15 protein-coding genes are annotated in these 12,461 nt (G+C 28.3%); 11 read left to right on the forward strand and 4 right to left on the reverse strand.

What is annotated here, in order from left to right:
* Positions 1–84: 84 nt before the first annotated feature.
* On the forward strand, positions 85–1,374 hold the full coding sequence (gene aspS, locus RYO54_RS08960; protein WP_315117745.1) for an aspartate--tRNA(Asn) ligase: 1,290 nt from the start codon (positions 85–87) through the stop codon (positions 1,372–1,374).
* A 63-nt stretch (positions 1,375–1,437) separates the two neighbouring features.
* Here aspS and RYO54_RS08965 read toward each other — a convergent pair whose 3' ends face one another.
* Entirely contained in the window at positions 1,438–2,220 is a 783-nt protein-coding gene (locus RYO54_RS08965) for a putative ABC transporter permease (RefSeq protein WP_315117748.1), read from the reverse strand.
* Between the two features lie 196 nt (positions 2,221–2,416).
* Here RYO54_RS08965 and RYO54_RS08970 point away from each other — a divergent pair, with 196 nt between their 5' ends.
* Both RYO54_RS08970 and RYO54_RS08975 read left to right on the forward strand, forming a co-directional pair.
* Positions 2,417–4,240, forward strand: a complete 1,824-nt coding sequence (locus tag RYO54_RS08970; RefSeq protein WP_315117751.1) for a glycerophosphodiester phosphodiesterase — start codon at positions 2,417–2,419, stop codon at positions 4,238–4,240.
* Between the two features lie 228 nt (positions 4,241–4,468).
* Positions 4,469–5,524, forward strand: coding sequence for an HD-GYP domain-containing protein (locus RYO54_RS08975; RefSeq protein ID WP_315117754.1), 1,056 nt, complete (start codon positions 4,469–4,471; stop codon positions 5,522–5,524).
* 132 nt (positions 5,525–5,656) lie between these two features.
* Here RYO54_RS08975 and RYO54_RS08980 read toward each other — a convergent pair whose 3' ends face one another.
* The 3 genes from RYO54_RS08980 to RYO54_RS08990 all read right to left on the reverse strand — a co-directional run bounded on the left by RYO54_RS08980 (position 5,657) and on the right by RYO54_RS08990 (position 7,088).
* Positions 5,657–5,806: a hypothetical protein gene (locus RYO54_RS08980; RefSeq protein WP_315117756.1), complete on the reverse strand. Its 150-nt coding sequence runs from the start codon at positions 5,804–5,806 to the stop codon at positions 5,657–5,659.
* Positions 5,807–6,205: 399 nt separating this feature from the next.
* The gene (locus RYO54_RS08985) at positions 6,206–6,670 is read right to left on the reverse strand and encodes an ImmA/IrrE family metallo-endopeptidase (protein WP_315117757.1); all 465 of its coding nucleotides are present in this window, start codon (positions 6,668–6,670) and stop codon (positions 6,206–6,208) included.
* Positions 6,671–6,710: 40 nt separating this feature from the next.
* Positions 6,711–7,088 (reverse strand): helix-turn-helix transcriptional regulator, encoded by a 378-nt coding sequence (locus RYO54_RS08990; RefSeq protein WP_315117760.1) that lies wholly within the window; start codon positions 7,086–7,088, stop codon positions 6,711–6,713.
* A gap of 273 nt (positions 7,089–7,361) precedes the next feature.
* Between RYO54_RS08990 and RYO54_RS08995 the strand changes: the two genes are divergently transcribed.
* The 8 genes from RYO54_RS08995 to RYO54_RS09030 all read left to right on the forward strand — a co-directional run bounded on the left by RYO54_RS08995 (position 7,362) and on the right by RYO54_RS09030 (position 12,458).
* On the forward strand, positions 7,362–7,811 hold the full coding sequence (locus tag RYO54_RS08995; RefSeq protein ID WP_315117761.1) for a sigma factor-like helix-turn-helix DNA-binding protein: 450 nt from the start codon (positions 7,362–7,364) through the stop codon (positions 7,809–7,811).
* Positions 7,812–8,105: 294 nt separating this feature from the next.
* Complete coding sequence (locus tag RYO54_RS09000) at positions 8,106–8,285, forward strand: hypothetical protein (RefSeq protein WP_315117763.1); 180 nt, start codon at positions 8,106–8,108, stop codon at positions 8,283–8,285.
* Positions 8,286–8,312: 27 nt separating this feature from the next.
* Complete coding sequence (locus RYO54_RS09005) at positions 8,313–8,744, forward strand: DUF6838 family protein (RefSeq protein ID WP_315117765.1); 432 nt, start codon at positions 8,313–8,315, stop codon at positions 8,742–8,744.
* Positions 8,737–8,913 (forward strand): hypothetical protein, encoded by a 177-nt coding sequence (locus tag RYO54_RS09010; RefSeq protein WP_315117768.1) that lies wholly within the window; start codon positions 8,737–8,739, stop codon positions 8,911–8,913. The genes RYO54_RS09005 and RYO54_RS09010 overlap by 8 nt, the downstream gene beginning before the upstream one ends.
* A complete protein-coding gene (locus RYO54_RS09015; protein WP_315117770.1) occupies positions 8,914–10,230 on the forward strand; it encodes a phage tail sheath family protein in 1,317 nt (438 codons plus the stop codon). It abuts the gene before it with no gap.
* Between the two features lies 1 nt (position 10,231).
* Positions 10,232–10,696 carry a phage tail tube protein gene (locus RYO54_RS09020; protein ID WP_315117773.1) on the forward strand — a complete coding sequence of 155 codons (465 nt, stop codon included), beginning with the start codon at positions 10,232–10,234 and terminating at the stop codon, positions 10,694–10,696.
* Between the two features lie 28 nt (positions 10,697–10,724).
* Positions 10,725–11,135 carry a phage tail assembly chaperone gene (locus RYO54_RS09025; protein ID WP_315117775.1) on the forward strand — a complete coding sequence of 137 codons (411 nt, stop codon included), beginning with the start codon at positions 10,725–10,727 and terminating at the stop codon, positions 11,133–11,135.
* A 240-nt stretch (positions 11,136–11,375) separates the two neighbouring features.
* Positions 11,376–12,458, forward strand: coding sequence for a stalk domain-containing protein (locus RYO54_RS09030; protein ID WP_315117777.1), 1,083 nt, complete (start codon positions 11,376–11,378; stop codon positions 12,456–12,458).
* Positions 12,459–12,461: the final 3 nt, after the last annotated feature.

Below are 12,461 nucleotides of genomic sequence, written 5' to 3' on the forward strand. Positions count from 1 at the left end.
ATTTTCGCCCCTTGAGCTTTAATGCTCAAGGGGATTTTTGTTTATTAAAATTAGTTTTTATTAGATTTAAAAGGAGAGATTGTAATGAGAAGAGTTATGGTAAAGGAATTAAATAATTATATAAATGAAGAAGTTAAAATCCAAGGATGGATTTATCGTATAAGAAAACTTAAAGAGATTACTTTTATGATCTTAAGAGATAGAACCGGCTTAGTGCAATGTGTTATAGACAATAAAACAATAGATGTAGGAAATATAAAATTAGAGTCTGTAGTATCAATTATAGGAGAAGTAAAGGAAGATAATAATATATTGAATCCTTTTGAGGTTGTTACTAAGAATTTTGAAATATTAAATGAAGTAAAAGAAGAGTTGCCTATTGAGATCAATAAAAAAGAGTTAGGAATTAATTTAGATACTATGTTGAATAATAGAGTTTTAAGCTTGCGTCATGAAAAAGTAAACTCTATATTCAAAATACAAAATCTCATAATACAAGGATTTAGGGAGTTTTTGACTAAAGAAGGGTTTACTGAAATTTTCACACCTAAAATTGTAGCTGAAGGTGCGGAGGGAGGTACAGAAATATTTGAAGTAAAATATTTTGAAAATAAAGCATATCTTGCACAAAGTCCTCAATTTTATAAACAGATGATGGTTGGGGCTGGCTATGAAAGGGTTTTTGAAATAGCCCACGTATACAGGGCGGAACAGCATAATACTAATAGACATCTCAATGAATATATAAGCATGGATTTTGAGATGGGATTTATTGAAAATGCAGAAGATGTAATGAACATGGAAGAAAATCTTTTGAAGCATGTGCTAAATAAGATAGAAAAAGAGGGTAAAGAATATTTAGAGATATTGAATACAGTTATGCCTAAGATAGAAAGTACCATTCCAAGAATTAAGTTTAGTGAAGCTATAGAGATACTGAGAAAGGAATATAATAAAACTGACATAGATAGAGACTTAGACCCTGAAGGAGAAAAGTTAATTTGTAAGTATGCAAAAGAAAAATTGGGATGCGAGTTTATATTTTTAACTCATTATCCAAGAAAGAAAAGACCGATGTATACAATGCCTTGTGGTGAAAATGAAACTCATAGCTTTGATTTATTATTTAGAGGCATTGAAATAACAACTGGAGGGCAAAGAATTCATGAATACGACATGTTAATGGAGAATATAAAATACAAGGGTTTAAATCCAGAAAAATACCACAACTATACTTCAGTATTTAAATATGGAATGCCTAGGCATGGAGGGCTTGCTATTGGACTTGAAAGAATAACAATGCAGATTCTTAAATTAGAAAATGTGAGAGAGGCTTCATTAATTCCTAGGGATAGAACAAGATTGACTCCATAGAAGTTAAAACTACATTTAAGGGATATTACTTGAACAAAATCCCTTAGATGTAGTTATTTTATATTATAGTCTAGCCCTTATTATTTCTTTTAATTCTTCTAATACATTACCGAATTTTTTAGAGGATAGGCGTGGGTAAGCATTTATAAAGTGATAATGTTTTTCTCTAGCCATTATAATTAATTGTTGATAGCGCTCCTTTAAATATTCTGTTCTATGGTTAATCTCTTCTAATTTTCTAGAATCAAGAGCTTTATTTTTAAGTAATGCTAAATTGCTTTTAATTTCTTTAGAAATAAGCTGTAGCTCGGAAAATTGTTTTTTGAAATCAAATAATTTAGCTATTGTAATAGTTGCATCTATTACGAATAAAATTAAACTGACATTATATAATATCTCTGACCATGGAGCAGGAATAGAAAGCATCATTTGTTTAACTCTTGGGTATAATAACTTAATGAAAATTATACTCATGCCACCCCAGATAAGAGAGAATTTTAGACATATATACCCTTTAATATTAAAGGATTCTTTTGAGTAATCCCACCATTTTGTGTTGAATAGCAATTCTAAAATCCATCCTGTAAAATATTCTAAAATAGTTGCAACTGCTGCCCCACCTAAAAATATAAGCCATATTTTATTTCCCAATGGCTCCAATGTTAATATTAAAGTTACCGCTGCAGAGCCATAAATTGGACATACGGGGCCATGTAAAAAACCTCTATTAATAAAGCGTTTATCCGTATATAAGTGATAAATTACTTCAAGGCACCATCCTAGCATTGAAAAAGCTATGAAATAAGCAAAATAATAATAAAATAAATTTTCAGTATAGTGAAACATAGTGTAATCCTCCCAGGTGACTTTATATATTATATAAGTATACAACTTATTTTAAAATATAACAAAAACTATATACGATTGATAAAATATATATAATTGATAAAATATATATGATTCATAAACATAAGTACGTTAATCATAAGATTATTATTACGATAATTCTAAATACATAGAAAGCAAGAAGGTGGTACTTATTATGAAAAATCCATTGTTTAATGAAATAAAAGTTCTAAATAATTTTAGATATGGGTTAAACAACTTTATAAAATATCAGATTGCAACAAAACTCTTATTATCTATAATTATATTTCCTATATCTTCCTTCATAATAAATGTACTAATGAGTAGAAAGGGATTTCATATTATTACTAATACTGAAATACTAAAGTATGGCTTTTCCGTGGAAGGAATGTTAACACTGCTTATACTATATATACTGTCAATTTTCATAATACTACTAGAAATAGGAGGACTAATAGTAATCAGTAATGAAACATTGGCAAATAGAAAAGAATCTAATTTTTACTCTATATTAAAATTTTGTTTGAAAAAATTTCCTGGGTTCATAGGTATAGGTGGTATTTTCGCTATTTTATTTTTCTTTCTTTTTACTAGTTTTATAGGAATAGAATCTTATGCAAGCTTAGGATTTTCATTTCAAATTCTACATTTTATACAGGATTTTATAGATGAACATATATTTTTAAAGGCTATGGAAGTATTAATTTTAATTATACTTTTTGTTAAAGCTATAGGACTAATTTTTTCATTTCATTTTATAATATTGGAGAATAAAAAGCCTAAGGAGGCTTTGAAAGCTAGTAAAAGGTTAATTAAAAATAATAGGAAGAAATTTTTGATTTATTTTTTAACTATAACTGCGATTAATTTAATGTTATTTTTATTAATTTATATGTCATGGATTTCAATTGTGGCTGCTTTAGTAGGAAAGTTTAATTATAATTCCTATTTGGGAAGGATTATAATATCAAGTATAGTTGTGTTTCATCAAATGGGAATGATGATATCTTCTTTTGTAGTTGCACCATTAGAGGTTTATTATATAACAAGGCTATTTTATATATTAAGAGAAAAAAGTAATGAAGTGAAGATTCAACCATTGAATATAAAAATTAGAGAAAAACCAAGTCTATTGGATAAGTTTTTTTCCAATAGAAAAAGAATCTTTGCTGTATTTATGCTTGTATTCATAAGTTTTACTGCCATAACAAGCTTTATAGTAAGTGAAATAATGAATGTTAAATATGACGTGAAAATTACTGCTCATAGAGGAGTTATTAAAGAAGCGCCGGAAAATACTTTGTCATCTATAGAAGCAGCAATAAATCACAACGTAGATTTTGTTGAAATTGATGTACAAGAAAGTAAAGATGGTGAAATAGTTCTTTTGCATGATTCTAATTTAAAAAGGACAACAGGCGTTAATAAAAATATATGGGAACTTGATTATAGTGAAATAAAAGAATTAGATGCAGGGAGCTATTTCGATAAAAAGTTTTCAGAAGATAAAATACCTTCACTTGAAGAGGCTATTAGATTGGCGAAAAATAAGATTAAACTTAATATTGAAGTTAAGATAAATGGTCATGAAAATGATTTAGTTAGGAATGTAGTAAAAATAATAGAAGAGAACGATATTGTTGATTCTTGTGCGGTAACATCTCTTGATTACAAAGTTCTTGAAGAGGTGAAAAAGTTAAATCCTAAAATTAAAAGGGGATATATTATATTTTTGATAAAAGGAGATCTAAAAACATTAGATGTGGACTTTTATAGCATTGATAAATCTGTTGTCAGTGATTACATTATATATACAGCTCATTCTATGGGGAGAGAGATTCATGTTTGGACTGTAAATGATCCCACTAGTGTTAAAAGATTAATTAATTCGGGAGTAGATAATATAATATCCGATGATATAGTTATGGTTAAAAATGTTTTAAATGAGATGAGAAAAGCTTCTCCTTATGAGAGATTTTTAGACATGATGTTTGAATAGATAAAATCCATAAATAATTTTCGATAATATTGTAAATATTCTACAAAAATTAAAATAAAGAATAGACAAAGATTATCGATATATATTGTAATGAATTAAATATTTTATTAAATTTAATTTATAGAATTATAATAAATATTTTTAAAATATGGAATATTTGTTATAATTACTATACAATAATATTTATCTAATAATATATTATATAACTCAAAGAGGGGTTGGTTTGGTGTGGCAGATAATAGGGTTGTTGTAAGTGTAGATGATTTAAAAGAAGGTATGATTGCAGCAGAAGAAGTTATAATTAATAATAATGTATTAATAACAAAAGGAGCAAGGTTAACGGATAGTATAATAAAGAAGTTAAAAGATGTTTACTTAGAGAATGATTTACAAGTATATGAAAGGGATCCAGAGCAAGAAAATATATTAAAGGAAAGTAGAAAGGAATTAGAACAAGCTCAAATGACCGTTAAAAGATTATGCGGACATTTGGAGAATATGTTTTTTAAAATAAAGCTTGAAGGAAAAACAGATATAAATGAAGTGACAAGCTTTTCTAAAAAAGTAATGGAAGAGCTAATTTCTCCAAGAACAATGATTAAAAACATAGTAATAGAAGGAAGCGGACAAGACTCCATATATAAGCATTCAGTTAACGTTGTTATATTGAGTTCTCTGTTAGGAAAATGGCTAGGATTTACAGAAGATAGGCTAAATTTATTGGCATATTCAGCTATTTTACATGATTTCGGTAAAACAAGGATAAGCAAGGATATATTGAATAAATATCCTAGGCTTAACACAGAAGACATGGAAGAATTTAAAAAACATCCAGTAATAGCTTATAATTTAATTAAAAATATATCTTATTTAAGCAATTCCGTAAAATATGGTGTGTTAATGCACCATGAGAGAATAGATGGATCAGGATATCCTTTGGGTTTAAAAGAGGATAAAATACACAAGTATGCAAAAATTATAGCTATTGCAGACACTTTCGACTATATTAATTCAAATAAAAATTCTAATGATCCTTTTAAAGCATTAGAATACATCAGGAAGGATTGTCTGGGAAAGCTTGACTATAATTATAGTAAAATATTTGTAGACCATGTAGCAAACTATTTCTTTGGAGAAAATGTATTATTGAATGATGGCAGAGTAGGTAAGATAGTACATATAGATACAAATAATTTATCCAAACCTCTCATTTTATGTGATGAAAATTTTATAGATTTAAAGCAGAATAGTGAATTAAAAGTAGAAGGATTTCTAATGGATTAATCCTACAAATTTACCCGAACAATTATAATATTATGTCTGGATAAATTATTAATTTATAAAACCCCTAAAAGTAGGTAAAGTACTTTTAGGGGTAATTTTTTAATAAGTTTAATTTTTTTATATAATAATAAATTATTTTTTCAAAACTAAATTTATTAGATTTGTAAAGTATTCTAAATTAAAACCTTCATCTTTGCAATAAAGTCTAATATCATTATTGCACTTATTCTTATCAACAGAATTAACATAATAATCTAAATAAGTTACGCCGATCTCGAACATAAGTATCACCTCCCAATAAGTTATTTACAGTTGTCATGTTAAAGTTTTTCATCATTTTACATACGCCCCTTTCTTATTTTTTTATATTAAAAAAAGCCATGGAAATACCAAGGCTTTCTAATAGCATAAATATAATATTAGGAATTTAAAAAGCCATGGGTAATGATAACCCATGGACACAAACGCTAAAAATATTAATAAATAAAAATTTATACAACACTTGTGGCAGAGCTATCATCATTTTTTATTAAGATGTATTTAGTTGAATTTTTTAATGAAAATATTATTGTTAACATAACTCTACCTCCTTATAGAAATTTTTAATAGATTAATAAGGTAATTATAGCATAAGTAGAAAAAATTGTAAATACATTATTTGATAAATTTATTATAAATTTATTATATATTTTGAGATTTACTATCTAAAAGTAATTTTAAACATTTAACAGGTAAGTTAAAGCTATTAGCTATTTGTTCTATAGTGAAACCTTCAAAAGCTATTTCATCTATATTAAGATCTATTAATTTTAAGGCAAAATAATTAGCTTGCCTTTCCAGCTTATTTAAATTTAAAAGGTTTCTACTAAAAGCACTAGTTATTATATTAGTATGTATAATAGCGTGTCCTAGTTCGTGGGATAATATAAATTTTTCATATTCCATATTTAAATCATCTCGTATAAATACAACTTCTTTATTAAAAAAATTTCTATTATAAAAAGCTTCATTGCCTTTAAGTAAAATATTACACTTAGGTAGCTTTCTTATGGAAATTTCTAAAGAGTCATATAGTTCATAAATATCTTTAGTGCCGTAAACATCAATTAACCCATCTATGAAATTATCAATCCATTTGTATTCCATAGAACCCCTCCATTTGTATAGATTAAACTATAAATTCAAGTCATTTTTTATATTTATAGCTTATTAACTTAAGTTGTCTTAATAGTTCATTAGCAAATTCAATAATTTCATCGTCACTCATCTTACTTATATCAAATCCACCAAAACCCATAATAGCTGGTTGTTCAATAATAAACTTCATAGCTTCTTCTGGAGTACTAAAATTTATACCAATATCTTTATTTTCATTATCCAGTAAATCACTAGTCTTTACCCCTAAAGAATTAGCGATAGAATTTAATACATCTAAACTAGGGTTGTATCTACCATTTTCTACATCAGCAAGGTAAGAACGTGATATATTAGCCTTTTCTGCCAGCTCTTTTTGCGTCATTATTTTTTCTTTTCTATAATTCTTTATATTTTTCCCGATAGACATACAAATCTCTCCTGTATATGTTAAATTTATCATGTGGGTTTAACCGACATTCTTAATGCTATTATATAATATAAAATACGTAAATACAATACAATATTGGTCGGATATACCAGTTAATATGAGGTAAAAGACGTATAAACAAGTAAAATAAACGTAATTTATAAAAATAATCCAAAAACAGGAATGTAGTTCTTTTACAATTTGACGGAAATACAATACAATATTTTTAAAAGATATTGAATATTAAAGAATAAAATTCAGGGGGGATATGTAATGAATAAAGATTTAAATAGAAAGACGGATGGATTATTAAATAGTTATAACTTAATACTAGCTGAGATAAAAAATTTAGAAATAGAAATTGAAGAATTAAAGTTTGAGTACAATGGCTATAAATCAATTAATTATAATGAGAAAACAAGTAAAACCTTTAAAATTAACAATGTAGTAGAAGAAGAATACATAAGAAAAGAAACTCTGATAGATAAGTTGATGAAAGAAAAGGAAAATAAAGAGAGATTAATAAATAAAGTAGATAATGCTTTAAGCACATTAGATGATAAAGAAAGAAGCATTGTAAAGTTAAGATGTATAGATAATAGACCTTGGAAAGAAGTGGGCGAATTATTAGGCTTAGACTACGATTATGCAGGGAGAATAAAAAGGACTGCCATAAACAAGATATCTGATTTAATATGGATTAAGGAAAAATACAGTAAATAAGTCGTAAAAATTGCTTTTATGCTACGTTTCATTCGTGGTTTAATAGTAAATGAGAAAGTGAACTGATTTGAAAAAACATTCAGCAGTTCATTATTTTAAATAAGACGCTTGGATTCCAAGGGTCTTTTTATTTTATCCGATGACTAGCATCCGTAATACTCCCATGATAACGGATGCTACGTCCATGGATAAGTTCTTCTAAGCTTCAGTTGGAGTAAGTATTCCTTTCAAGCAAGCTCCATCTGAAGCTAAGAATCACTTGATAGATATTTCTAATGAAAGGAGGTGATGCATATGGAAATAGCTACTTTAATACATGAGAAAATAAAAAAAGACTTATATAAGAAGTATCCCTATGATAGAGATGGTACTAGCTTTAAAGAAAGACTAACCACTAGAGAGTTAGAAGAACTTATGGGAGTTAATAGACCTACTTATAAAAGGCACAAAGGTGCTTATAGGCAAAATTATTAAGCCCAATATTAATGGCAGGTGATTTTAATGGCGAACACAAATGATTTAAGAATAGAAATTAGCCAAAGGCTAGATAAGAAATTTCCAAATATAAATATATACGAAGAAGGAATAGAGCAAGAATTTAAAAAGCCTTATTTTTTTATTAAGCTATTAAATTCAATACAGAGTAAAGAGTTCAATAATAGATATAAAAAAAGTGTCTGTTTTGATATCAATTATTTTAGTGACAGAGAAGATATTAATTCAGACTGTTTAGACATAGCTGATAAGCTCTATGAGTTTCTTGAATATGTACCTGTAGGTAATAGTTTATACAGAGCTACTAATATGAAACATGAAGTTATAGATGAAGTTTTACATTTCTTTTTCCAGTTTAATTACAAAGTGGTTAAGCAAATAGAGGAAGTGCCAAAAATGCAAACATTAGATAGGGAGGTAGTAACTAAGAATGACTAAGAAAGAAGTTAATCAAGGAATCAAATTTACAAAGGAACAAATTATCAATTCTAATAAGTTTAATGTAATTGAAAAGGATGTTTTAAAAGCTTTACTAGAAGACAAACAATACAGCCTAGATGAGGCTGAAAAAGTTATAGAGAATTTTAATAAGAAAGAGGTGAAATAAATGGCAGGAGGAACATGGAACAAACAAAACAAAATTAGACCGGGAGCATATATAAATTTTAAATCTAAGGAGAAAGACTCTTATATTATTGGGGAAAGAGGAATAGTTACAATGCCTTTAAGTCTTCAGTGGGGACCAGAGAAGCAGGTTGTTGAGATAGGGGCTGATGATGACTTATTTGATTTAATAGGTATAGATATAACAGAAGAAAGTGCGCTATTAATCAAAGAAGCACTTAAAAGAGCAAATAAGCTTTTATTATGTAGAATTAATACAGGAACTAAGGCAACAACTACAATTGAAGGATTAACTGTAACAGCTAAATATACTGGAACAAAAGGTAATAGCATTAAAATTATTATACAAAATAATATTGATGATGAAAGTTCTTTTGATGTAATAACCATGTTAGGAAACACACAAGTAGATAAACAAATAGGAGTTAAATCCATAGAGAATTTAAACTCTAATCCTTTTGTAGAGTTTAAAGGTACTGGAGAATTAAAAGCTACTGCGGGAATTACCCTTAGCGGAGCGGATGATGGTACAGTTACTAATGAGGATTATATAAATTATTTAAGTGAAATTGAATTGTATGATTTTAACACTATGGCAATTTCTACGAAGGATTCTAGCATTAAGGCTATAGTTACAAACTTTATTAAAAGACTTAGGGAGCAAGAAGGGAAAAAAGTACAATGTGTACTTGAAAACTATCCAGAAGCTGACTATGAAGGAATAATTTCTGTTAAAAATGGTGTAATTCTAAATGACATGACGGTTATTTCTTCTGAAAAGGCAGTGGCATTTGTTGCAGGGGCAACTGCTGGGGCAAATATTAATCAATCTCTAACTTATAGCACCTATGATGGAGCTATAGATGTGGATACCAGATATACAAATAAGGAAATAGAAACTGCTCTTAAAAATGGAGAAATAGTATTTATAACAAACAATGGAAAGGCAATCATAGAGCAGGACATAAACACCTTAAAAACTTTTACAGAAGATAAGAATAATGATTTTAGAAAAAATAGAGTTATAAGAGTTCTTGATGGAATAGGTAATGATATTAAAGCCTTATATGAAAATAGCTATATAGGTAAAGCTTCTAATAATGAAGATGGCAGAAATTTATTTAAGAAAGATATAATAAAACATTTGGAAACTTTACAAGGTATAGGAGCAATAGAAAATGTTGCTACGGAGGATGTAGTTATATTACAGGGAGAAGACAAGGATTCTATACTTGCCAAAGTAGGAATACAATCCATAGACAGTATGGAAAAACTTTATATGAACGTGGAGGTGCAATAGCATGGGATTTTTTAAAGCAGAAGATACTATCAGCGGACAAGAAGCTAGGGCTTACATCACTATAGAAGGGCGTAACGAAGAGCTTTTTTATGCTAAGAAAATAGAAGCAAAGGTAGAGAAACAAAAATCAGAAATAAAAACCCTTGGTAAAAGAGGAACACAAAATAAGGCAACAGGGTGGAAAGGGACAGGCACCCTTACAGTCTATTATGCCACATCTTTATTTAGAGAGCTTATGCTTAAATATATGAAGGAAGGTAAGGATGCATACTTTGACATTACTGTAATCAATGAAGATCCAACTAGTAGCTTAGGTAGACAAACAGTTGTACTGAAAAGCTGTAATTTAGATGAAGTAAGCATGGCTGCCTTCGATGTAGATAGTGAAGTTCTTGAAGAAGAAATGAGCTTTACATTTGAGGATGTGGACATATTAAATGCATTTAATAAACCAATATTAGGATAAGACAGGATAAGAATAGGAGGAGTATGGAATGGATTTTAAAGACTTTTTAATGGATGAGTTTGAAGAGGTAGAACCTATAGAGAGAATTATAAAAATGGGTGGCAAGGAAAAGAAGATGAAATTTAAACCTATATCAGCAGCACTAGGTGATGAACTTAGAAAGAAGTGTAGGAAAATAGATTTTTATAAAGGACAAAAGGTTATGGAAACTAATCAAGATAAGTATATTGCTAATTTAATAATAGAAAGCACCATATATCCTGATTTAAAAAATGCAGAACTTCAGAATGCATGGGGGGTTAAAGGTGCAGAGGAATTGTTAAGTGCTATGAAAGCTAAGATGAATGATGGAGAATATTCCGAATGGTCAAGTGCTGTCAGTGAAGTAAATGGCTATGACAAAGGAATGCAAGAACTTGTTGAAGAAGCAAAAAACTAATAAAGGAGGGCGATAGTGATGCTAATTATGCACACTATGCCCTCCATAGGCTTAAAATTCTCCCTAGTACATTGATGAATATGGATAGAAAAGAAAGAGCTTATATTTATGCTAGTATAGACCTCCACATAGAAAGTGAAAATAAGGCTTTAAATAAATCTAAAAAGAAAAGATAGGTACTAAAAAGTAGATTCTCAAATACTATATTGGTATAATATAGTATATAAGGGGGAATTTATAATGAAAGTAAAAATGAGAAAGATGTTAATGTTTTTGATTATTACTGTTTTTACCATTACACCAGTTTTTGTATTTGCTAGTACAAATAAAAAAACTATAAAGGTAACATTCAATAAAGCTAACATTAAAGTTGATGGATCTAGCTTTAATGGCAATAGAATGGTGTACAACAACAAAATATATCTACCAATTGAAAGTATTGCTAAACTATTTAATATGAATGTTTATCATTATGAAAAAACTAAAACAACATATATAGGTCAAGTACCTACGGGAGAGGTTCCTAAAGATGTTGTTGACTCTTGGAAAAAGATTAAGCAACCAGATAAAAATAAAAAAGAAACACTAATTTCAAATAAAGTAACAAATATTAATGCAGTTTTCAATAGTATTGGCGTTAAAATTCATGGTGAAAAAATGAAGACTGATAATATCCTATATAATAATATTATTTTTGTGTCATTAGAAGAAGTGTGTAAGATACTCGAAACTAATTGCAATTATTATAAGCCAACTTCAACAACATATGTAGGAATGATTCCTCAAAATGAAGTTCCATATGATGTGTATAAAAAATGGTTTCCAAATACAGCAAAAGACTTGAAATCAAAACCAGCCACAGGGGAAATGGCAGGATGGCAAAAACTTATAGGTCATGAATATGAGAGCATAGCTGATATTTACTATAAGTTAGACGGAGATATTTTACAGGTAGAATTAAAAGATATAAGAAAAGTTGATTTAAATAGGATTGTAGAATGGACAAATGATGATGGTATAAAAATACGTAATAGAGTAGGAGATATATATGCACTATTTTGTGATTTTAGTCCATATACAACAGATTGGTTTAGAAATAAATTTGGTAAACTTTATGAGGACTGGATGCTGGTAAGCGCCATAAAAGCTGAAAATATAGTATCTGATTATCTAGAAGAAACAGGACAACTTGAAAAACAAAATAATATAACCCTAACTCCAGATGCTGAATATAAAACTATAGAACCTGAGAAAAAGAGTCCTAGTGCTGAAGAAATAATAAGAAATATAGAAAATTCTATGAAAAACATGAAAAATAAATGAGAA

This window comes from uncultured Clostridium sp., from assembly GCF_963515715.1.
GTDB lineage: Bacteria > Bacillota > Clostridia > Clostridiales > Clostridiaceae > Clostridium_AW.